This window comes from Veillonella infantium, assembly GCF_002959895.1.
In the GTDB taxonomy this organism is placed as follows: domain Bacteria; phylum Bacillota; class Negativicutes; order Veillonellales; family Veillonellaceae; genus Veillonella; species Veillonella infantium.
On the sequence record NZ_PPDD01000009.1, the window covers coordinates 60,610 to 84,672 of the forward strand.

At 36.2% G+C, this 24,063-nt stretch carries 21 protein-coding genes; 20 read left to right on the forward strand and 1 reads right to left on the reverse strand.

Going from position 1 to position 24,063, the window contains the following annotated elements:
- The first annotated feature begins 7 nt into the window (after nt 1-7).
- From infB to VCHSUH03_RS05335, 8 genes are read left to right on the forward strand one after another with little or no spacing between them, the layout of a single operon-like run.
- Complete coding sequence (infB, locus tag VCHSUH03_RS05300; RefSeq protein ID WP_105094294.1) at nt 8-2,458, forward strand: translation initiation factor IF-2; 2,451 nt, start codon at nt 8-10, stop codon at nt 2,456-2,458.
- Between the two features lie 9 nt (nt 2,459-2,467).
- On the forward strand, nt 2,468-2,824 hold the full coding sequence (gene rbfA, locus VCHSUH03_RS05305; RefSeq protein WP_105094295.1) for a 30S ribosome-binding factor RbfA: 357 nt from the start codon (nt 2,468-2,470) through the stop codon (nt 2,822-2,824).
- 17 nt (nt 2,825-2,841) lie between these two features.
- Nucleotides 2,842-3,786, forward strand: a complete 945-nt coding sequence (locus VCHSUH03_RS05310; RefSeq protein ID WP_005386856.1) for a DHH family phosphoesterase — start codon at nt 2,842-2,844, stop codon at nt 3,784-3,786.
- Entirely contained in the window at nt 3,786-4,727 is a 942-nt protein-coding gene (locus VCHSUH03_RS05315) for a tRNA pseudouridine synthase B (protein ID WP_105094296.1), read from the forward strand. The genes VCHSUH03_RS05310 and VCHSUH03_RS05315 overlap by 1 nt, the downstream gene beginning before the upstream one ends.
- Nucleotides 4,728-4,729: 2 nt before the next feature.
- Entirely contained in the window at nt 4,730-5,662 is a 933-nt protein-coding gene (gene ribF, locus VCHSUH03_RS05320) for a riboflavin biosynthesis protein RibF (RefSeq protein ID WP_105094297.1), read from the forward strand.
- 13 nt (nt 5,663-5,675) lie between these two features.
- A complete protein-coding gene (locus VCHSUH03_RS05325; protein WP_105085516.1) occupies nt 5,676-6,440 on the forward strand; it encodes a shikimate kinase in 765 nt (254 codons plus the stop codon).
- Complete coding sequence (gene recD2 / locus VCHSUH03_RS05330; protein ID WP_105094298.1) at nt 6,440-8,593, forward strand: SF1B family DNA helicase RecD2; 2,154 nt, start codon at nt 6,440-6,442, stop codon at nt 8,591-8,593. The genes VCHSUH03_RS05325 and recD2 overlap by 1 nt, the downstream gene beginning before the upstream one ends.
- On the forward strand, nt 8,593-9,288 hold the full coding sequence (locus tag VCHSUH03_RS05335; RefSeq protein ID WP_105094299.1) for a ComF family protein: 696 nt from the start codon (nt 8,593-8,595) through the stop codon (nt 9,286-9,288). Before recD2 ends, VCHSUH03_RS05335 begins: the two co-directional genes overlap by 1 nt.
- Before the next feature lie 46 nt (nt 9,289-9,334).
- On the opposite strand, the gene VCHSUH03_RS05340 is transcribed toward VCHSUH03_RS05335, so the two are convergent.
- On the reverse strand, nt 9,335-9,937 hold the full coding sequence (locus tag VCHSUH03_RS05340) for an HD-GYP domain-containing protein (protein ID WP_004693025.1): 603 nt from the start codon (nt 9,935-9,937) through the stop codon (nt 9,335-9,337).
- Nucleotides 9,938-10,833: 896 nt separating this feature from the next.
- Here VCHSUH03_RS05340 and VCHSUH03_RS05345 point away from each other — a divergent pair.
- From VCHSUH03_RS05345 to VCHSUH03_RS05400, 12 genes are all read left to right on the forward strand, one after another.
- Nucleotides 10,834-11,640 carry a basic amino acid ABC transporter substrate-binding protein gene (locus VCHSUH03_RS05345; RefSeq protein ID WP_105094300.1) on the forward strand — a complete coding sequence of 269 codons (807 nt, stop codon included), beginning with the start codon at nt 10,834-10,836 and terminating at the stop codon, nt 11,638-11,640.
- A gap of 11 nt (nt 11,641-11,651) precedes the next feature.
- On the forward strand, nt 11,652-12,308 hold the full coding sequence (locus tag VCHSUH03_RS05350; protein ID WP_024066676.1) for an amino acid ABC transporter permease: 657 nt from the start codon (nt 11,652-11,654) through the stop codon (nt 12,306-12,308).
- Nucleotides 12,305-13,024 carry an amino acid ABC transporter ATP-binding protein gene (locus VCHSUH03_RS05355; RefSeq protein WP_024066677.1) on the forward strand — a complete coding sequence of 240 codons (720 nt, stop codon included), beginning with the start codon at nt 12,305-12,307 and terminating at the stop codon, nt 13,022-13,024. The genes VCHSUH03_RS05350 and VCHSUH03_RS05355 overlap by 4 nt, the downstream gene beginning before the upstream one ends.
- A gap of 525 nt (nt 13,025-13,549) precedes the next feature.
- Nucleotides 13,550-13,747 (forward strand): cold shock domain-containing protein, encoded by a 198-nt coding sequence (locus VCHSUH03_RS05360; protein WP_005386847.1) that lies wholly within the window; start codon nt 13,550-13,552, stop codon nt 13,745-13,747.
- A 239-nt stretch (nt 13,748-13,986) separates the two neighbouring features.
- Nucleotides 13,987-14,514: a ribosome hibernation-promoting factor, HPF/YfiA family gene (gene hpf / locus VCHSUH03_RS05365; RefSeq protein ID WP_024066679.1), complete on the forward strand. Its 528-nt coding sequence runs from the start codon at nt 13,987-13,989 to the stop codon at nt 14,512-14,514.
- Between the two features lie 216 nt (nt 14,515-14,730).
- The gene (secA, locus tag VCHSUH03_RS05370) at nt 14,731-17,166 is read left to right on the forward strand and encodes a preprotein translocase subunit SecA (RefSeq protein WP_105094301.1); all 2,436 of its coding nucleotides are present in this window, start codon (nt 14,731-14,733) and stop codon (nt 17,164-17,166) included.
- Between the two features lie 121 nt (nt 17,167-17,287).
- Nucleotides 17,288-18,395 (forward strand): peptide chain release factor 2 gene (prfB, locus tag VCHSUH03_RS05375; protein ID WP_241567141.1). Its coding sequence is split into 2 segments (ribosomal slippage): nt 17,288-17,344 and nt 17,346-18,395, totalling 1,107 coding nucleotides; the frame shifts between segments, so codons are not numbered across the junction.
- 9 nt (nt 18,396-18,404) lie between these two features.
- Nucleotides 18,405-19,100 (forward strand): LmeA family phospholipid-binding protein, encoded by a 696-nt coding sequence (locus tag VCHSUH03_RS05380; RefSeq protein ID WP_105094302.1) that lies wholly within the window; start codon nt 18,405-18,407, stop codon nt 19,098-19,100.
- 12 nt (nt 19,101-19,112) lie between these two features.
- Entirely contained in the window at nt 19,113-21,155 is a 2,043-nt protein-coding gene (locus VCHSUH03_RS05385; RefSeq protein WP_105085524.1) for a DUF5693 family protein, read from the forward strand.
- The gene (gene csaB, locus VCHSUH03_RS05390) at nt 21,148-22,248 is read left to right on the forward strand and encodes a polysaccharide pyruvyl transferase CsaB (RefSeq protein WP_105094303.1); all 1,101 of its coding nucleotides are present in this window, start codon (nt 21,148-21,150) and stop codon (nt 22,246-22,248) included. Before VCHSUH03_RS05385 ends, csaB begins: the two co-directional genes overlap by 8 nt.
- Before the next feature lie 33 nt (nt 22,249-22,281).
- Nucleotides 22,282-23,118 carry a transketolase gene (locus VCHSUH03_RS05395; protein WP_105094304.1) on the forward strand — a complete coding sequence of 279 codons (837 nt, stop codon included), beginning with the start codon at nt 22,282-22,284 and terminating at the stop codon, nt 23,116-23,118.
- Nucleotides 23,118-24,050, forward strand: a complete 933-nt coding sequence (locus tag VCHSUH03_RS05400; RefSeq protein ID WP_105085527.1) for a transketolase family protein — start codon at nt 23,118-23,120, stop codon at nt 24,048-24,050. The genes VCHSUH03_RS05395 and VCHSUH03_RS05400 overlap by 1 nt, the downstream gene beginning before the upstream one ends.
- The last annotated feature ends 13 nt before the right edge of the window (nt 24,051-24,063 follow it).

Genomic DNA, 24,063 nt, shown 5'->3' on the forward strand with positions numbered 1-24,063 from the left:
TATGTAGATGTCCAAAAAGCGCGTCCATGAAATCGCCAAAGAGTTCGGCGTAGAAAGTAAGCAGGTCATTTCTATCTTGCAACAACATAATATTAATGTTACGAAAGCAGTGAATTCTGTAGATGATTCAGGTTATGATATTGTAAAAAAACAATTAGGTAAGAAATCTGAAGCACCTAAATCTACACAAAAGGTAGAACAAAAATCTGCTCCGACAGCAGCACATAAACAAGAAGCTGCACCACATAAACAACAAAATCCAAATCGTTCTAAGGAACACAAAAAGGATAATTACAAACAAGGTGGTCAAAAACAAGACGATCAATCTAAACAAAATGACCATAAAAAGGGCAATGTACGTCATGTACAAATCTCTGAACCTACACGTAAATCCGAAGGTAACCAACAATCTGGTGACCGCGCTAACAACCGCCCTAACAATAATAATCGCAATAATGACAACCGCAATAACAATGGTCGTCCTAATGATGCGCGTAATAATGATAATCGCAATAACGATAATCGAAACAATGATAACCGCAATTCTAATAACAATGATCGACGTAACAAGAAAAATAAAAAAGGCGGTAACAACCGTCCTCAATCCTTGTTATCTACATCTATGCAAAAGAAAAAGAATCGCGTAAAACATCGTAATGAACAGTACTTACAACAAAAAGCTGAGGCTGAACGTAAGGCTGAAGCAGCGATTGCTACGGAAATCGAATTGTCCGGTCCTTTAACAGTTAAAGAATTAGCTGAAAAAATGGGCCGCGAAGTATCTGAAATCATCAAAAAGTTGATGCTTTTAGGTGTTATGGCTAGCATTAACCAAGAGGTTGACGTTGATACTGCTACAATCGTAGCTGAAGAATTTGGTGTAACTGTAACAGAAGTAGAACCTGAAGAAGATCCTACTGATATCATCGAAATTGAAGATGCACCAGAAACATTAAAACCTCGACCTCCAGTTGTTACTATCATGGGTCACGTTGACCATGGTAAAACATCCTTGTTGGACGTAATTCGTCAAACTAATGTAACAGCTGGAGAAGCAGGTGGTATTACTCAACATATCGGTGCTTACCAAGTTCGTTATAACGACAATAAAATTACATTCCTTGATACTCCTGGCCATGAAGCGTTTACAGCTATGCGTCTACGCGGTGCTAAATCTACAGATATCGCGGTTCTCGTTGTAGCTGCTGATGATGGTGTAATGCCGCAAACTATTGAAGCCATAAACCATGCCAAATCTGCAGATGTACCAATTATTGTTGCTATCAACAAAATGGATAAACCAGGTGCTAACCCAGACCATGTTAAACAACAATTGTCTGAACATGGCCTTTTACCAGAAGAATGGGGCGGCGATGTAATCATGGTTCCAGTTTCTGCTAAACAAAAACAAGGTATCGACGACTTGCTCGAAAATATCTTGCTCGTAGCAGAAGTTATGGAATTAAAAGCAAACCCTAACCGTAAAGCTTACGGCGTAGTTATCGAGGCTCAACTTGATAAAGGTCGTGGTGCTGTATGTACCGTATTAGTACAAAAAGGGTCCCTTCGCGTAGGTGACACTGTACTTGCTGGTACTGCTTATGGTAAAGTACGTGCCATGACAAATGAACGCGGCGAAAAGGTAAAAGTAGCTCGTCCTTCTATGCCAGTAGAAATCCTGGGCTTCTCAGAAGTTCCACAAGCTGGTGAAATCATCAATGGTATGGATGATAACGAAGCACGTGCAATCGCAGAAAAACGTATTGCTAAACAACGCGTTCAAGAATTGCAAGCTACTCACAAAGTTACATTGGATGATATCTTCAACCAAATTCAACAAGGTGAGTTAAAAGATCTTAATATCATCATTAAAGCAGACGTTCAAGGCTCTGTAGAAGCATTACGTCAATCCTTGGAAGGTATTAAAAATCCTGAAGTACGTATCGTTATCGTTCATGCTGCAGTAGGTGCTATCAATGAATCCGATATCATGTTGGCTTCTGCATCTAATGCCATCGTTATGGGCTTCAATGTACGTCCTGATGCTAATGTACGTCGCGCTGCTGAGAATGAAAAAGTTGACCTTCGTACATATCGCGTAATCTACGATGCTATTAATGACGTTGAGTCTGCGATGCGTGGTATGTTGGCGCCTCAATTCAAAGAGGTTGTCGTTGGTCGTGCAGAGGTACGTCAAGTTATTTCTACACCTAAAGCTATCGTTGCCGGTTCTTATGTAACAGAAGGTCGTATTACTAACGATTCTGAAGTACGTTTGATCCGTGATGGTATTGTTGTATTTGAAGGTAAGGTTGACTCTTTACGTCGATTCAAAGACGAAGTAAAAGAAGTTAAAACATCCTTCGAATGTGGTATCTCCTTAGAAGGTTACCGCGATATCAAGGAAGGCGACGTAATTGAAGCGTACTTGATGGAAGAAGTTGCACCTCAAATATAGGAGGTTTATATGAGTGACGTTCGTGTCAGAAAATTACAAGAATTCATCAAACAAGAGGTAAGTCAAATGTTGATGCGTGGATTGAAAGATCCTCGCATCGGCTTTACTACTATTACCGATGTTCATGTAACCGGTGATTTACGAGAGGCTACAATTTACGTTTCCTTGTTTGGTTCCGATAAGGAAAAAGAAGATACTCTTATCGCTTTAAAGCATGCAGCAGGCCACATTCGTACTGAGCTTGGCAAAGTGCTTAAGTTGCGCCATATTCCTTCTATCACATTTGATAAGGATACGTCTTTAGACTATAGCATGCATATTGAATCCCTTTTGAATGAAATCAAAAAGGACGAAGAAAAAATTTAACACAAAGGATAGAGAACATGAGTAAGATTACTATTAATCAATTACATGTGGCTCTGTGTGAAGCTAATTCTATTATGCTAACCGTCCATGTTAGACCTGATGGTGATGCTATCGGGTCCATGGTGGCCTTTTACGAAGCCCTTGTAGGGCAAGGTAAAACTGTATATATGGTAGTGGATGATGTAGTTCCTGAAAAGTACTCATTCTTACGATATACGGACCACATCCATGATGTAGCGTATTTTGAAACAAATCCTGTTGATATTGATATGCTAATGGTATTGGATGCTAGCACGTATGAGCGAATTGGCAAAGTAGGTGCACTATGGAGTGCACCTATTTTTAATATAGACCATCATATTTCTAATACGGAGTTTGCGGATCATCTATATTTAAAGCCTAATTTTGCTGCTACTGGTGAAATTATTACCTATTTATGTACAAAATGGAATTGGCCTATCACTGAGTCTATGGGCACTGCATTATATATGGCTATTGCTACAGACTGTGGATTCTTTAAGTTCAGTAATACCACAGCCAATACTTTAGAAATGGCTGCAAAATGTGTAGCAGCCGGTGCTAGACCTAATGTTATTTCTGAAACGATTGAAGCTGTGTCTGCCAGTCGTCTTGAATTAACAAAACAAGTTATGCAAACTATCGAGTTTTACAAGAATAACACAGTGGCTACAATCGAGTTGAATCGTGAAGCCATGACAATTCTTGGGGATGATACGGATGGTTTTGTAGATATTATTAGAAACGTCGATACTGTTGATATAGCTATTTTATTAAAAGCTGAAGCTGATGATAGAACGCGAGTAAGCTTGCGTTCTAAAGGAACCGACGTGAATGCTATAGCTAGTAATTTTGGCGGTGGCGGACATATTCGAGCTTCCGGTTGTACCATTAATTTACCATTACAGGAAGCAAAACAAGCTCTTATTGAGGTGATTAAATAATGGATGGCGTTTTACCATTTTTAAAACCTCCTGGAATAACAAGCCATGATGCTGTTGCCATTTGTCGCCGCATTTTAAAAGAGAAGCGCATAGGACATAGTGGTACTTTAGATCCTATGGCATATGGTGTATTGCCAGTATTTCTTGGTAAGGCTACGCGACTCATTGAATACACTGATGGTTTTGATAAAACCTATGTGGCAGAATGTAAATTCGGGACTTTTACAGATACTGAAGATAGTTCAGGTCAACCCGTATTGCCTGATAATGACATAGTATTGCGAGATGGCGTTCTATTAAATGAATCGACTCAAAGTTCAGAACTTGCTGATGCTATAGTAAAACCAACTTTTGAAGAATTAGTCAATACATTGAATACGTTCTCTGGAGTTCAAAATCAGAAACCATCAAAATATTCCGCTATTAAAGTAAATGGTATTCGTGCTTATGAATATGCCCGTAAAGGTATTCCTGTAGAATTGCCATTACGGAAAATTCATATAAAAAATATTGAGCTTGTAGCGTATGGCTTTCCATATTTTACAGTTCGTGTAACATGCTCTGGAGGCACTTATATTCGTTCATTATTACGTGATATATGTGTTTTATTAGGTATACCAGGAACGATGACATCTTTGGCGCGTACTCAAGTAGGGCCCTTTGATATTGGTTCTGCAAAAATGGCTGAGGAACTGATGATTCATGGTGAAAGCCTATTGTTACCAACGGATACAGCAGTTTCACATCTTTCAAAAGTAACGGTAAATAGTGTACAATTAAAGATGATGGTTCAAGGTAAACAATTATCTATTGATAGTGAATTTTCCTATACCGAACCAGATCATTATTATAGAGCCTATGGTCCTAATGGATTCATTGGTATTATGAAACGAACAAACCACACATTAAAGGTGGAAAAAAATATTTTTATTGAAGGATAAGTATGAAGCAATTACATTCGTTTGATGAACTACGTCAAATCAAAGATACAAAAGTATATGCCCTAGGTACCTTTGACGGCATTCATCGAGGTCATCAACGAGTTATACGGAAGGCTGTTGAAGAAGCTGCACTAGTTAATGGTGTTAGCATTATCATTACCTTTGAACATCATCCGTTGACAATTCTACATCCAGAACGTGTTCCTAAGAGGGTTATTCAAGAAGAGGTTATGGATACCGTTCTTGATGATTTGAATGTAGATTATATTTTGCGATTACCTATGAATGAAGAATTACTTCAAATGAGTGCTGATGAATTTTTAGATGCTCTTTGTACGGATATGAATGTTCAAGCCATCGTAATAGGTGAGAATTTTACATTCGGTGCAAAAGGATTAGGTAATCCTACATATATGAAACAAGCATTGGCTGATAAGCATATACAAGTCCTAGTACAGCCTTTATTGCCATGTGATGGTCTTAGTACACCTATTTCAAGTACTGAAATCAGAAAAGCGATTCGAGAAGGGCGTTTAGAAGATGCCACTCATTGGCTTGGTCGACCATTTCAATTTAAAGGGACTGTTATAAAAGGTGATCAACGAGGTCGTACATTAGGATTTCCTACTTTAAATCTATTACTTCCTAATGAAATGGCTACACCTCCAGATGGAGTGTATGCTAATCGCGTGTGTATTGATGGCATTTGGTATGATGGGGTAGGTAATATTGGGGATAATCCTACCTTTAAAAATCAGTACCATAGATGCGAAGTACATCTGTTTAACTTTGACCAATATATATATGGAAAAGTAGTCCTTGTACAATTTATTTCCTATATTAGAGGAGAAGTTAAATTTAATAACTTACAAGATCTTATTGATCAAATGAAGGTGGATGAAGAACAGGCTTTAGCTATTTTGGCTAATGCATAATAAGGGGGTTCTCATGGATATTAAAGAAGCTCGTAAACAAATAGATAGCATTGATGCTGTATTAGTCGCTGAATTTGAAAAAAGACTATCTTTAATCAAAGAAATTGGTAAATATAAAGATGAACATCATTTACCCTTAGTAGATGAAGCGCGTGATGAAAGTATTGTTGCATTGCATACTGCAAATTGCAAAGATAAAACGTTATCACCGTATGTTGAAAATTATATAAAGACTGTTGTTTCTATGAGCAATGAGTTTTTAAAAGAGCATATGCATAAGCATATTTTTCTCATCGGTATGCCAGGAGCTGGTAAGACTACAGTTGGTAAAATGTTAGCCAAAGAATTGGGCCGAGACTTTTACGACTTAGATCAAACAATTCAAGATAAAGTAGGGAAATCTGTACAAAATATTTATATTTATGATGGTAAAGATGCTTTCAGCGAGTATGAATACAGTACAATTAAAGAACTAATTCATAATAAGCCATCTGTTATTGCTACCGGTGGTGGTACTGTTACCTATGACAAAACAGTAAAGTTAATGCGCAATAATGGTCTTGTTGTATTTGTTAACCGCGATGTAAATCATATACTAGATGATTTGGATCTTGAAATTCGTCCACTTGTAAAAGAAAGTATCGAGTATATCTTTAATGTATATGAAGAACGATACCCTTTATACGAAGAAGTGGCTCATATCAAGATTGGCAATGAAGGTAGCATTACCGATGCGGTACAAGAAATTATTGAAGCCCTACCTAATACGGAGAAATAATGGACGCTATACGAGGATTTGTATACCGAACTATATATGAGAATACACAACGTACGTATTGCGTGTTTGTCCTTAAGGATTATAATGAGGAATACATTACTTGTACTGGTAAATTTGAGTCTCCTAAAGAGGGGGAAGATATCGAAGTTCGCGGCCGTTATGTAGAACATGAAAAATATGGTCGACAATTTGATGCTACTAGTGTAGAGAAGTTAAAACCTGACAATATGGGTGCTGCAAAGACCTACTTATTGCACTTAGGGATTAAAGGTTTTGGTGAAAAGTCCGTAGAAAAGGTACTTGATTATTTTGGTATTCGTATATTAGAAATTTTACGACAGGAACGTCCTGAAGAAATTAAGCATGTTCCTGGTCTTCGAAAAAGTGTTAAGGATGAACTATTTAATACGTTACTTGGTGAAGGTATTTTGTCCGATTTAAATCACTTTTTTGAAAGTCATCATATTTCATCTAAATGGAGTCGAACGGTATACACTTATTATGGTGTTCAGTCTGTGGCTGTTATTGAAGATAATCCTTATACTTTGTTACGTGTTGCACCAGATATGCTCTTTGGTACGGCTGATACACTGGCGGAACATTTAGGTATTACTGGCAGTGACTCTCGCCGTTTAGAGGCTGGTTTAGAATGGATTTTACGCAGTTTAGATAATCAAGGTCATACTTGTTTGCCCGTAGATCAACTTATTGGCCGTTTAGATGATCTGTTACAAACTGATGCAGATGATATTGCTAACTTTATTGAAGGTCTTTTGGAGCAAGGTGCTTTATATAGTACTTATTATGAAGATATCTTATATATTTACCCTCCAGAAATGTACGTGTCTGAAGTAGAAAGCGTTCATTATACAAAGGATTTTTTATTAGAGGCAGATCCAATTTCTCTAGATATTCCAAGTTTTATAGAGAAATTTGAAGCAGATAATCACATTATATTTGGTGATGCCCAAAAAGAGGCTATACAGCTATCCTTCTTTGAAAAGTTTTCCCTCATAACCGGTGGTCCTGGTACGGGTAAAACGACGATTATAAAGGCCCTAGTAAAAGGCTTTCAACTTGGTGGCTTGGGGCGCATTATTCTATGTGCACCTACGGGGCGTGCTGCAAAACGGCTTACTGAGGCGACTGAGTTTGAAGCAACAACGATACATCGCTTATTAGTGCCTGTTCAGGGCAGTGATTCTTATGATTTTACTAAGAATGAAGATGATCCTTTAGATATAGATGTTATTATCATTGATGAAGCATCTATGCTCAATGTACGTTTATTCTATTCGTTAATGGCAGCTATTCCAAAGGAAGCTCATGTTATTATCGTAGGTGACGTTGATCAATTGCCACCTATTGGAGCAGGCTTTGTATTAAAAGACTTACTCGATAGTGATTGTGTTCCTTATACACGACTTAATCAGATTTATCGGCAAAGTTCTGGTAACACTATTGTAGAAAGCGCTTATGCTATTAACCGTGGTGAAATGCCAAAACTTGATAGTCTAAGTGAAGAGTTTTCCTTTATACCTGTTAAGTCTTACGATATGATGATGAAAGCTATCATAGATGTATATAAGCGAGAACAGGAGCATATTGAGGATGAGTTAGATATTCAAATTATTTCTCCTATGAGACGTGGTGAAGCTGGAAGTACACTCATTTCTCAGTATGTACAACAAGCAGTTAATCCTCCAGATAGTTTAAAAGGGGAAGCACGCGTTAATGGAATTACATACCGTGTAGGGGATAAAGTTATCCAAATCCTCAATGATTATGAGTTAGAAGTCTTCAATGGTGAAATTGGTGTAATTTATGCCATTACACGAACAGACATTTGCATCCGATTTATCCATAAAGAGGTTCGTCTACCTATCGACGAAGCACATATGATTATGCCAGCTTATGCTATTACGGTTCATAAGAGCCAAGGTAGCGAGTATGGTGTGGTTATCATTCCATTTGTTCCACGTTATGGTGGTATGTTGCAACGTAATTTGTTGTACACTGCTGTTACACGAGCTAAACGGAAGGTAATTATCGTTGGTACAACGAGCGCTATAGAACGTGCTGTACGTACTGTAAACGGTGATGAACGATATACATTGTTTAAAGAACGACTACAAGGGAGATGTGATTCGTAATGAGTCTTTGGGATTTCCTATTTCCACCTGTATGTCCTCACTGTGGGGCCTCTGTAGCAACACAAGGGGATTGGTGTAAATCTTGTTTTACTGATCTACTGCATATTCGTCATGTGCCAAACAAATTTCTACATTACGTAGAGGATGTATGTGTATTGGCTGAATACCGTGGTGGTTTAAAGTCTATAATTTACGATGTAAAATTTAACGAAAAAAAGGAGCAGTCCAAAGGGGCTGCTCCTTTTTTAGCATCGTACAACCTTTACATGAAATATGATGAGTTTCATATTGTTAATCGTAAGTGCCCTGTTATTTATGATTATATTATTCCTGTTCCGTCTAGCGAAAGGAAAAAAGCTAAGAGAGGATATAACCAAGTTGATTTATTTTTTATCAAGTGGGCTAAATCTCTACAAAATATAGATAATAAATATTTTGCTTGGTTAGACTGTATATACAAATTTGATACTTCTAATGATATGTGGGCGTTAACGAATAAGGAACGACATCAAAATATTGAGGAGGCCTTTGTCATTGGCGCTAACTATAAAGATATTGAATTAAAGGATAAGACAATACTTATCGTAGATGATATATATACTACAGGGGCTACGATTGAAGCCGTCGCAAAGGTCATTAGAGCATATAAACCTAGTAAAATTGATGCTTTAACATTAGCTAGCGGTAGTTTTTAAGTATATAAAAAAGCGTTCACCTTATGGTGAACGCTTAATCATGAGACTAACCAAGAACATCGATAAATGCTTTTACTACATCTGGATCGAAAAGGGAGCCAGATGCACTAAAGAGTTCTTCTTTAGCTTTAGCTTTAGTTTTTGCCCAAAATTCAGTAGAAGGATTCACTGTTGTATCGTAATAATCTGCTACAGCGATAATTCTAGCTCCTAATGGGATATTAGCACCACGTAAATGTTTAGGATAACCAGAGCCATCCCATTTTTCGTGGTGATAACGAATATAAGGCAAGATTTGTTGACAACATGGGTAGTTTTCAATCATATTGGCACCACTCGCAGCATGTTGTTTATACTTGGACATTTCTTGCTTGTTAAGATATGGAGATTTTTGAATTAATGCATTAGGTACCATTAAAAGCCCTACGTCATGAAGTAAAGCTGCGTGGCGAATTTGCTCAATTTCATTTAATGGTAAACCCATCTTAGCAGCAATACTAACTGCATAGTTTGAAACTTGGATAGAATGAGTGTATAGATGATAGCTCTTCATTTGTATCATTTGCAAGAGCTGAGCACTAATGGCTTCTAAACTGTCCTTCTCCAGTTCGTACAACCCTGATGGTTGCATTAATGATAACATAAACATAATAAACCCCTTTAACTAACATGTAGAACATATGGTACAACCCCTCGTACTTATGTTCATATCGTACAACTTTAGGCCGTTCTTATTTAATAGTATACAAATTATACACCATAAATAATGTTTTGTGTATGATACGTATGTTCTGTTATACATGTTGTATTCATATTTAGCATACTAAAAATAATTGACATTTTAGGAATGCACTAAATATAGTACCTTGAAATATTAATTTTATAAATATTAAAATAATATGAAGAATATTTTAGGTTTTCTATTACAATTTTCTATACATCGGAAAAAAGGGGTTGCAAAATTTGTTCTCATTTCAATGAGAAATAAACGTTAATATGTTCGATAAAGATAAAAGTTTTGTATATTTTATTAAATTATATGTCTTCGTAAATCTAGACATGAATTATGTTATTCTTTATAATACGTCTATACGGGTCTGTGGTTGAAAGTCGATGCCAGTCGCAGGCAAAACGATCCACATAAGCAACCCAAGGGGTTGTGAGCATGGTGCGGCTTAGGTGTAAGTCCTGCCGGTAAAACCGAGAGGAGTAGTAGTGGGGAGTCTCGGACTTATGAGCGAACCTTCCAGCAGGCGAGTGTGGGGGCAAAGACCAGGTCAGCCGTATACGGGCACATGAGGCTTTTCTCATGTGCTTTTTTCTTTTTATACATCTGTATATTAAAAAATCTATAGAAAACCACTACCTATGGGAAAGTTATTATACATTGATATCATAATTATACAATGAGTGCATAAAAATAAAATGCAAATATAGTGATTTATTGATATCTGAGAATTTTCTATACAAAATTGTTGACATAATTATACTAAGTGATATACTAGTGTAATAAAAATAGTTAGTTTAGTGAACGAGGATGATTTGATGTTAAATAGGAAGTTAAAAAAATTAATCATTGGTGGTTGTATGTTAGTATTGGCTGGTACTGTAATTGGCGGTTGTGGAACTTCTACACAAACAACTTCTAATAAATTAATCGTTGGTACTAATGCCACATTTGTTCCATTTGAATTTAAAGATGAAAAAACTCAAGACTATACAGGCTTTGATATTGATCTTATTCGTGCCATCGGTAAGCGTATCAATAAAGATGTAGAGCTTAAGAATGTTGCCTTTGATGCTCTAATTCCAGCGTTAAATACACATGATATTGATGTAGCAGCATCTGGTATGACTATTACAAAAGCTAGAAGTGAAAAGGTGTTATTCTCTTCTCCATATTATGAAAATGCACTTGCTGTAGTATATAAAGATGGTGCCAATATTACATCCCTTGATGATCTTAAAGGTAAAAAGATTGCTGCTCAATTAGGTACAACTGGTGCTGATTTAGCTCATAAAATTGAAGGTACTACTGTAAAAGAGTTTGACCATAGTAATGAAGCTTTGTTAGAATTACAAAATGGCGGTGCTGATGCAACTGTAATTGACTTGCCGGTAGCTCAATTTTATAGTACTAAACATCCAGACCAACATATTAAATTTATGGCATATCCAAATACGAAAGAATATTTGGGCTTAGCAATCAATAAAGACAACAAAGACTTGCAAGAACAAATTAATAAAGCAATCGCCGATATGAAGGCCGATGGTGAATTTAATACATTATATAAAAAATGGTTTAATGTAGATGCACCAGCTGATATGCCAGTAGTGTTAGAATTTAAATAATAGGAGAGATCATGAGTTTTAATTGGGGGTTAATTGCGGATAATTTACCGCTTTTATTACAAGGTGCACTTGTAACCGTTGAAATTACAGCCATGTCTGTAGGCTGTGGTTTCTTTATCGGTCTATTAGTAGCCATAGCAAATTTATCTAAATTTACTGTAGTTAGATTATTAGCAAAATGCTATGTAGATATCATTCGTGGTACACCACTATTGGTACAAATCTTCTTGATTTACTTCGCATTGCCAATGATTACTGGACAACGTATTGATCCATTTATTGCTGCTGTTACTGCATGTAGTATTAACTCTGGTGCTTATGTATCTGAAATCTTCCGTGCTGGCATTCAGTCTATTGATAAAGGTCAAATGGAAGCGGGTCGATCTCTTGGTTTGACTTGGGGCCAAACTATGCGTTATATCATCATGCCGCAAGCTTTCAAAGCAATTATTCCACCATTGGGTAATGAGTTTATTGCTATGTTGAAAGACTCCTCATTGGTTTCTGTAATTGGTTTCGAAGAATTGACACGCCGTGGTCAACTAATCATTGCCAAAACATATGCATCATTTGAAATTTGGGGGACAGTTGCTGTTATCTACCTTATTATGACAGTAACAATTTCACAATTGGTTGGTTACCTTGAAAGGAAATATAGCATTAAATGATTAAGTTAGAAAATGTACATAAATCCTTTGGTAAAAATGAAGTATTAAAGGGCATAGATTTACATATCGAAAAAGGTCAAGTTGTAGTTATTATTGGTCCATCAGGTTCTGGTAAAAGTACAGTATTGCGTACTATGAATTACTTAGAAGAGCCTACATCTGGTAAGGTCATTGTAGATGGTATGGATCTTTCAGATAAATCTAAACTTAATGAAGTCCGTACGGAAGTAGGAATGGTATTCCAAAACTTTAATCTTTTCCCACACATGACTGTAATGGAAAATCTGACCTTAGCACAAACTAAGGTCCGCAAAACATCTAGTGATGAGGCTAAAAAAATTGGTCAAATTTTATTAGATCGAGTAGGTTTGAAAGATAAAGCAAATGCTTATCCTGACTCTTTATCTGGTGGTCAAAAGCAACGTGTTGCTATAGCTCGTGCTTTAGCAATGAAACCAAAGGTTATGCTCTTTGATGAGCCTACCTCTGCATTGGATCCAGAAATGGTTCGCGAAGTTCTGGATGTAATGAAGTCTCTAGCCGAAGAAGGCATGACGATGGTTATTGTTACTCACGAAATGGGCTTTGCAAAAGAGGTTGCAGACCGAGTATTATTTGTAGATGGTGGATTAATTCTTGAAGATGATACTCCTGAAAAAGTATTTGATGCACCAACAAATGATAGAACAAAATTGTTCTTATCGAAAATTTTATAATAATAATTTCTAACATAAAAGGAAGTAAATTCTGTTTACAGAGTTTGCTTCCTTTTTTGACTATTTTTAAAGTTAACTGAATTTGTACATATTAGATTTTATGATATATGAATCTATTTATATCTATTAATATATTTGATAACTTGATGTCAATTCATTCAATTAGCCTCTATAAATAAGCCATTCTAGGTATTAATTAATCTATGAAATACGATTATTGCTATAAATATTTGTGATATATAAATATTTTATACATACATATCTTATGACAATAATTTTTAATTCATATAATTTTATGATTATAAAATTATGCAATAAATTAATATGCTGTTCGTAAATATTTATAACGTTGATAAATCAATGGTTTTATGTGATTTTTGTAGGGTGGGATACAAATAAGATATCTTTGTATATTCATTAAAAGTGTTAATATTATTGTTTGATATTTTATACATGCTGTGTTATGATACAAGTGTAGTGCAAGACAGTAAGACAATATATATATATTTTTAGGAGGATGTTACCATGTTAGGTAAAGTAAAATGGTTTAGCGCAGAAAAAGGTTATGGTTTTATTGAACGCGAAGACGGTAGCGATGTATTCGTACATTACTCTGCGATCCAAGACGAAGGTTTCAAATCTTTGACAGAAGGTCAAAATGTAGAGTTTGATATCGTTGATGGTAACCGTGGCCCTCAAGCTGCTAACGTTGTAAAAGCGTAATAACATACCAAAAAATACATAAAAGCAACATATAATAAAACTCTGATATCGCATGATATCAGAGTTTTTTTGCTATTACTGAAAGTAATATTTATAATTCTACAAAAAATATAAAAATTTTTTGAAAAAAAGAGGAGTTTTATATGTGAATGTAGAAATACTAAATATAACACGAGAGATAAGTAAAAAATACTACACACTCGTATCTCGTGGATGATTTTTAGAAAGGGTGTTGACTTATGAAAGTAGCAATCAGAGGTAAAAACATTGAAGTGACAGATGCTTTAAGAGCATACATCGAAAAGAGATTGAGCAAATTAACTCGTTACTTCGATGATGAGTTAGATGCACAAGCGGTTTTATCCGTTGTAAAAGATAAATCTACTGTTGAACTTACATGCTTCGTTAATAAAATTGTTCTTCGTGGTGTAGAAACAAACGATGATATGTATGCTGCTATTGATTTGGTAATAGACAAAATCGTACGTCAAATTCACAAACATAAAACTCGTTTAGCTAAACGCTTTAAAAAACAAGAGGCTTTCCATCCAGAAGCTTTAGCGGCTCCTGTAGAAGAAGAAGCTATCGAAGTTGTAAAACGCAAACGCTTTGCAGTGCGTCCTATGGATGTAGAAGAAGCTATTTTACAAATGAATCTTATTGGTCATGACTTCTTTATGTTCTTCAATGCTGAAACAGAAGCAATGAATGTAGTATATCGTAGACATGATGGATTCTATGGCTTGATCGAGCCAGAATTACAATAACCTATAATGTCGGCTGACAATAATCCTAACTCCTTTCTACTTTTTTAATCAGCCGATTATTATACTAAGGTGGATGACCATTTTGAGTCATCCACCTTTTTTATAAAAACCTATAAATAATCGTGAAATGCCTTGAATTCTTTGACTATTCAAGGCATTTTCGTTATAATAAATTAGATAAAATAATGTAAGCTGTCCTATAGAGGAGTGATTTGTTTGTTAAGCTTTTTACAAAGGCTATTAGGCAATAATAACGCAAAAGAAATCAAGAAAATGCGTGCTATTGCTGATCATATTAATGAAATTGAACCGAATTATGTTAAATTAAGTGATGCTAACTTAGTAGCAAAAACCGATGAGTTTAAACGTCGTTTGCAAAAAGGGGAAACGTTAGACGACATTTTACCAGAAGCATTTGCCGTAGTTCGTGAAGCATCTAAACGCGTGTTAGGTATGCGTCATTTTGATGTACAGTTGATTGGTGGTATTTGCCTTCATAGAGGTAATATCGCAGAAATGCGTACTGGTGAAGGTAAAACATTAGTTGCTACATTACCGGTATATCTAAATGCTTTGACAGGCAATGGGGTGCATGTTGTTACAGTAAATGATTATTTAGCGACTCGCGATAGCGAACAAATGGGGCGTTTATATAACTTCTTAGGTCTTTCTACAGGTCTTATTGTAGCGAATCTCGATTTTAACCAACGTAAAGAAGCATATGCATGCGACATTACATATGGTACAAATAATGAGTTCGGTTTTGACTATTTGCGCGATAACATGGTATCTGATGTATCACAAATGGTACAACGTCCATTGAATTATGCAATTGTCGATGAAGTTGACTCCATCCTTATCGATGAAGCGAGAACTCCACTAATTATTTCTGGTCCTGGTCAACGTTCCACAGATAATTACTATAAGTTAGCTAAAATTGTTCCTCATCTTGTGAAAGATGAAGATTATACAATTGATGAAAAACAAAAAACTATTGCACCTACAGATTCTGGTATTGCTAAAGTCGAAAAAATGCTTGGTGTTGAAAACTTGTATGATGCAGAAAACATTGAGTTAAATCATCTACTTGGTGCATCTCTTCGTGCATATGCTATGATGCATCGCGATACTGATTATGTAGTTAAAGATGGTGAAGTTGTTATCGTCGATGAATTCACAGGTCGTTTGATGTTTGGCCGTCGTTATTCCGATGGTTTACACCAAGCAATCGAAGCTAAAGAAGGCTTGAAGGTAGAACGTGAAAGCCAAACATTAGCTTCTGTTACATTCCAAAACTATTTCCGTATGTATAAAAAGCTTGCTGGTATGACTGGTACAGCCAAAACAGAGGAAAAAGAGTTTATCGATATTTACGGTTTGGAAGTATTACCTATTCCTCCAAATAAACCATTGGCTCGTGTAGATTTGCCTGATCAAATCTTTAAATCAAAGGCAGCTAAATATCGTGCCGTAGTACGTAATGCTGTAGAACGCCATCAAACTGGTCAACCAATTTTGATTGGTACTACATCTATTACACAATCTGAAGAACTTTCAGATATGTTATTACGTGCAGGGGTTCCTCATAATGTATTGAATGCTAAACACCATGAAAAAGAGGCGGAAATTGTTGCAAATGCAGGTCAAATGGGTATGGTAACAATTGCTACAAACATGGCTGGTCGTGGTACTGATATCACACTTGGTGAAGGTGTCCCTGAATTAGGCGGTTTGGCTATCTTAGGTACTGAACGTCATGAAAGTCGCCGTATCGATAATCAGTTGCGTGGTCGTGCTGGTCGTCAAGGTGACCCAGGTTCCTCTCAATTCTTCTTATCCTTAGAAGATGATTTAATGCGTATCTTTGGTGCTGATAATATTACAGGTATCATGGATAAACTAGGCATGGAAGAGGATGAGCCTATTGAGCATTCTTTGATTACTAAATCTATTGAACGTGCTCAAAAGAAAGTAGAAGATCATAACTATAATATTCGTAAATATGTTCTTGAGTATGATGATGTTATGAATCAACAACGTGAAGTATTATACGAACAACGTCGTCGTATTTTACGTAACGAATCCTTACGTGACACAATCAATGAAATGATTGATAAACTTGTTACTGAATCTGTAGATGCTTATGCAGATGAAAAATTGTATCCAGAAGAATGGGATTATGAAGGTCTTTATAAGCATTTAAGTCAATATTTCTTAACAGAAGAGATTATGTCCTCTCAAGATATGGAAGAGTATAGCCGTCAAGAATTGTTAGAACGTTTACTTGAAATTGCTCATGCTGAGTATCAAGATCGCGTTGATATGCTTGGTGATGCTATGTTTGGACAACTTGAAAAGGCTATTATGTTGCGCGTTGTTGATAACAAATGGATGGAACATTTGGATAATATGGATATGTTGCGTGAAGGTATTGGTCTTCGTGCATATGGCCAAAAAAATCCATTGGTGGAATATAAATTTGAAGCCTTTGATATGTTCCAAAACATGATTGCTGCAATTCAAGATGAAACAATCATGGCGTTATACAAAATTCGTGCACAATTGATTCAAGAAATTGAAGAACCAGTTGACCACTTAGAAGGTGCACAACCCCATCATGAAGATGTGTTGGAGCCACAAAACATAGATTAAGATTTGTGAATGGCACGTTGCTCAAGGGGATTTCCTTCTGGGCAACGGCCATTTTTCTATTTTATTAAGGTGATAGTTTATCGATGTAATAAGCTAATAAGTTAAAGGTGGTGAACATAAATTGTTAGAAGATTTAAAACCGATTATTTCTAATCTAGAAGAACGTATTTATGGAATGAGGGATTCACTTTAACATTGCTCAGAAAGAAGATAGAATCTTTACATTAGATGTGCAAATGAGCGATCCTACATTTTGGGATGACTCTGATAAAGCTCGTGAGATTTCTCAAGAAGCCACACAATTAAAGAATGCTGTGGAAAGCTATAAACAACTTGTTAGTGATATTGAAGATGCTAATGTAATGCTTGAGATGGCAATAGAAGAAGATGATCGTTCTCTAGAAGGAGAAATAAAGGATTATGTTCAACAAATAGAAGAAACTGTAGAAAAACAAGAAGTTCTTTTATTGCTTAGTGGTGAATATGATGCTAATAATGCGATTTTAACATTCCATGCTGGTGCAGGTGGTACAGAAGCTCAAGATTGGTGCTCCATGTTGATTCGAATGTATTTACGTTGGGCTGAAAAAGCAGGATTCTCAATTGAACTGATGGATGAACAACCAGGTGATGAGGCCGGTACTAAATCTGCTACATTTTTAATTAAAGGTGATAATGCCTTTGGCTATTTAAAATCTGAAAAAGGTGTTCATCGTTTAGTTCGTATTTCTCCATTTGATGCTGCTGCACGTCGCCATACATCCTTTGCTGCTGTTGATGTAATGCCAGAAATTGATGATACAGTAGAAATTAATATAGATATGAAGGATGTACAAGTAGATACATATCGAGCTAGTGGTGCTGGTGGTCAGCATATTAATAAAACAGATTCGGCTGTACGTATGACGCATAGACCAACAGGTATCGTAGTACAATGTCAAACTCAACGTTCTCAAATGCAAAATAGGGAACAAGCATTACGCTTATTACGAGCAAAATTATTTGAATTAGAATTAGAAAAACAAGCAGAACTTAAAGAGAAAATAGGTGGTACATACCAAGCCATTGAATGGGGCAGTCAAATTCGCTCCTACGTATTCCACCCATATAATCTCGTTAAGGATCATCGTACAGGGGTTGAAACAGGGAATGTACAATCCGTTATGGATGGTAATTTAGATCAATTTATGGAAGGTTTCTTGAAAAAAGAAGCAAATTTAACAATTTAGGAGATATTTATGAAAAAGTTTTTGCTATTCCTATTAGTGCTGATTATTGCCTTGGCAGCAGCAACTCAATTTTTATTACCTTCTTATATTAATTCTCGTATTGAAAAACAGCTAAATGATTCGTTAAAACCATCTGCTCAAACTGTAAATGTTGAGGCCCAACCTGGATTTAAACTATTATATGGTGAAGCTGATCATGTGTATGGTTCTTTAGATGATGTGAAACTTGGTAAATTGAATTTTGCAAACTTTAAATATGATGCCACACAAATTCTTGTTAATCCAATTTCTTTATTAGCTAGCCAAGAAATTGATGTTGTCAGTGTAGGTAGCTCCAGTATTGATGGTACTGTTTCTAATGAAGACTTGGCTAAATTCTTAAGCACTCAAGCGGGTAGCGAAATTCAAGATGTACAAGTAAACATTACCAAAGATAACATAAGCTTAACTGGCAATATGAATGTAGGTATAGTATTTAAGGGCTCTGTTAAATTAGATGGTAATTTAGAATTAAAGAATAATACTTTACTATTTTCACCTAAGAAATTCACTATTAATGGTGCTACTATCCCAGGTTTAACATCTAATGTATTAGAAGCTACTGAAATCTATAACTTCAACAACTTCCCAATTCCTGTAAAAGCAGAAAGCTTGACAGTTGATAATGGTGAAATTCACATTAAAGTTAAACCAGTGCTCAACTAGAAAGGATTTGTCGTGAATCATCGGAACACCCAAAAAAGTAAGTACTCTTGGATTCTTATATTATGTATCATTGTTGGTCTTGTATCCTCTTTATACTTAGTATTTGAACGCCATCAGATTGAAAAATCTCAAAATCATATTGAAAATATCGTAGATTATGATGCTGTTCTACGAGCAAATGCCTTTGAAAAGCGAAGCCAACAAGAAGCTTTTGATGCACTTCGCAATGCTGGTGTAACAGCATTTGCTATTTATGATCGTACTTTAGAAAAAGCAAAAGATGCTGGTCAAGTTAAGGTGTTAACCTCCGAAGAAATGGACTCTGTCCGGGTCAATGGTGCGTCCGTTAAACACGGTGCACTTTATGTAGGCTTAGTATCTGGTAAAGAAGGCTATTATAAAGAAATTCGCGAGGATTTATATCATCGTATAGGTAAAGATAAGGTAAAAGAACTTAATACTAGTATTGGTCCAGTCCTTGAATTATATGGTGCCACTGCAGATAGTTATTTACAAATGAACCTTGGTATTTCCAAGTTACAAGCACAAGAAGTTGCTAATCGTGGATTTAATGTTATTGTTCGACCTACAAATTACAGAAATGTAACGTCTGAAGATCTTCAATATCTATTTAAACGTCTTGAAGGAATTCCACATGTTACTGGTATGATTTTTGCTGGCAAAGAAGCTCTTGGTGCGCCTAACTTAACTGATGAAACCTTAGAATTATTACATAAAAATCATATTCCTTTAGTTGGTATCGAAGCTGTTAACCAACTTCAATATGAGCCACAACAAGGTTTCTTAGAAATGGCTGCTAAAGAGAATTATAGCGTTGGTCGTGTATATACAATTGCTAAGGACGAATTAAAGAAAATTACTCCTGAAGAAGCCGCACAACGTTTCTATATTAGTGATATTGAACGAAATATTCGTTTCAATTTATTCCCTATGTATGAAACTGGTGTAAATAATGAAACAGTATTACAAACTACCATTAACTATATTGGTATGACTACTGAAAAATTATCTACAAAAGGTTATGAATTTGGTCCTGCTGATATTTATCCAGCATATACACCTAATCCATTGTTAGTAGTTATTACTATGATAGGTGCTATTGCACTTTTCATTTACGTTGGTCAAATGTTAATTCCAATGTGTAAACATAAACAATTGGTAGCATTTTTCGGTATTTCATTACTATCTATTGTATTATTCATCATTACAAGTGGCACACTGATTACTCAAATTTGGGCATTATCTAGTGCTATTATGGCTCCTGTAGGTGCTATGATCCGTTTGATGGAAGAATGGCGTCGTTATGATGGGTCTCGTCCATTAGGTGCTATTAAATCAACAGTGTTAGCAGTATTCTATCTCGTTATTGCTGCACTCTTTGCAGCTATTGGAGGAATGTATATTGCATCTTTACTAGGTAATACAAAATTCTTCATGGAATTTGCTATCTTTAGAGGTGTTAAATTAACATTTGTACTTCCAGTTCTATTGGTGATTATCGCTTATTTACAACGTTTCCCATTGTGGAAAGGTCGTATGATTAACTCTAAAGAAGAAGCAAAGAAATTTGTAGTTGAATTCTTAACAATGGATGTTAAATTCTACGTATTCTTTGTAATGGCTGCTCTTGGTGGCGTGGCATGGGTGTTTGTTGGCCGCAGTGGTCATACAGCAGGTGTTCCTGTACCAGGCTTTGAGCTCATGCTTCGTCGTTTCCTTGAAAATACACTGTATGCAAGACCTAGAGAAAAAGAGTTTATTATTGGTCACCCTGCATTAATGTTGGCTACTTTTGCATTTTTACGCAAATGGCCTACAGTGATTCATTTCTTATTAACTATAGCGGGTGTTATTGGCATAGCGTCTATGGTTGAAACATTCTGTCATATTAGAACTCCTGTATTCATGTCTATTATGCGTGGATATGATGGTTTATTAATTGGTGCTCTCTTAGGTTTGCTTCTTATCATTGCTGTACGTTTCATGATGTACGTAACACAATGGTTCCAAGCTCGGGAGGTTGACCATGAGTAATATTGTTATCTCTGGCTACTATGGTTTTGGTAATGCTGGTGATGAAGCAATGCTTTGTGCTATTATCGATGCCATTCGCAAAGAGGAAGCAGATGCGCATATTACTGTTATTTCTGGTAATCCTACAGAGACGAGCAAAAAGCACAATATTCATGCGGTGGGAACCTTTTCTGCATTCGGTATTCTAAAGGCAATTTCAAATTCTGATTTAGTTATCAGTGGTGGAGGCAGCCTGTTACAAGATGCTACTAGTATTCGTAATACATATTACTACTTAAGTATTATGGCTTTAGCAAAAATGATGGGTAAAAAGGTGATGCTATACTCACAAGGTATTGGACCTTTAAATCGCCCTTCCACAAGGAAAGCTGTTAGCTTTGTTTTACGTTTTGTGGATACTATAACGGTTCGTGATTCTATTTCTAAATCTGAATTAGATTCCTTAGGAATTGAAGATGTTGAGGTTACGGCTGATGCTGTATTAGCTATGCAACCAGCTGATTTGTATATTGGAAAACGCATTCTAGACGGCTATACATCAAAGCTACCTATATCCACAGAAGCTCCAAAACGAATCGGAGTAGCTGTTCGTAGTTGGAAAGATGATACAGAATACCGTGAATCACTAGCCAATGTGTTAAGTCGACTGCAAGAACAGGATAATGTAGAGATTGTATTTATACCTATGTCTCATCCAGAGGATACAAAAGAAGCTAAAATTATTGCTAGTTATATGCCAAAAGGAGCTATTGTTCTTGAAGGACCATTCTCTACAGAGGAACAAGTATCCTTGTCTGGTAATGTAGACCTTATGATTGGCATACGTCTTCATGCATTAGTATTTAGTTCTTTAATGAAGAAACCTGTAATTGGCATTTCCTACGATCCTAAAATCACTAGTTTTTTACATATGATTGGTCAAGAACCAATCGGTACAATGACCCATCTTAGAGAAGAGGCTTTATATCAGAGATGTCATAAGCTCTTAAATTCAAGAGAAGAGTACCAAGCATCTTATGATCGTATTGAAGCATTACGTGTTAACTCTCAACGGAATGCAGAAATCGCTATTTCATTACTTAAAGATTATTAATATATTGGATATGATCCAGAAAGTGAGGTCTCTATGGCTACATTAACACAAGATGTTAAACAATTAGTTCAAGAGAAGGCAAAAGCTATTCGCGTTAGTATTGTTCAGTCTGTAACGGCAGCGAAATCCGGTCACCCAGGAGGTTCTTTATCTATCGCCGATGTGATGGCCTTGTTGTACTATGTAGAAATGAATGTAGATCCAGCAAATCCAAAAGCGCCTAATAGAGATCGTTTTGTCCTTTCTAAAGGTCATGCTGCACCTGCACTATACGCTACATTAGCTGAAAAAGGCTATTTCCCAAAAGAAGAGCTTTTGAACTTGCGTAAAATTGACCATATGTTACAAGGTCATCCAGATATGAAACATACACCTGGTGTTGATATGTCTACTGGTTCATTAGGTCAAGGTATTTCTGCGGCTTGTGGTATGGCACTAGCTGGTAAAATTGATAATGCCGATTATCGAGTGTATTCCATTCTTGGTGATGGTGAACTTGAAGAAGGTCAAGTGTGGGAAGCAGCAATGTTTGCAGGCCATTATAAACTCAATAATTTAACTGCTTTTGTTGACTTTAATGGTCTTCAAATTGACGGCGATATTACAAAAGTACTTTCTCCATTGCCAATTCCTGAAAAGTTCAAAGCTTTTAATTGGAATGTTATTGAAGTAAATGGTCATGATATTGATGAACTTCATAATGCTATTGAAGCTGCTAAAGCTTTCACAGAAGGCCCTACATGCATCGTAATGCATACTGTAAAAGGTAAGGGCGTTGAAGAAATGGAAGGTCAAGCAGGATGGCATGGTAAAGCACCAAGCGCAGAGCAAGGTGTAGCCTTTGTTAATGAAATTATGGGGGTACAATAATGGGTAAAGCAACACGTGAAGCATATGGTAATGCGTTAGCTCGAATTGGTAAAGAAAATACAAATATTATCGTATTAGATGCAGATTTATCTAAATCTACGAAAACTGATACATTTAAAAATGTTTGTCCAGAGCGATTTTTTAATGTAGGTATTGCCGAACAAAACTTGATTTCTGTGGGGGCAGGACTTGCAGCAGCAGGTAAAATTCCATTTGTCTCTTCTTTTGCAATGTTTGCAACAGGTCGTGCATTTGAACAAATTCGCAATGCTGTATGTTATCCAAAATTAAATGTAAAAGTTTGTGCTACACATGCAGGGATTACAGTAGGTGAAGATGGTGCTACCCATCAAAGCTTGGAAGATATTTCTTGTATGCGTACATTACCTAATATGACTGTAGTAGTACCTGCAGATGAACGTGAAGCAGAAGCAGTAGTCGAATGGGCTGCATCTTATGAAGGGCCTGTATATGTTCGTTTAGGCCGTGCTGGTGTAGATGATGTAACTGCTGAAGGTTATACATTTAAGCCTGGTAAAGCTACTACTTTAGTAGATGGTTCTGACGTTACTATTATCGCTTGCGGCGCATTAGTAGGTCCTGCTGTAGAAGCTGCTAAAGTATTGAGCGAAAGTAATGTATCTGCTCGCGTTATTAATATGGCATCCATTAAACCTATTGATGCTGAAGCGATTGTAAAAGCAGCTGTTGAAACAGGTGCTATTGTTACTGCTGAAGAACATAATATCATTGGCGGGCTCGGATCTGCTGTGTCTGAAGTTGTAGTGGCTAATAAGCCTGTTCCTATGGAATTCGTTGGTGTTCAAGATACATTTGGGGAGAGTGGTACACCAAAAGAATTAATGGCTAAATATGGCTTAACAGCAAAAGACATTGTAGAAGCAGTAAAACGTGTAATCACTCGTAAATAATCAAAGGGGATCC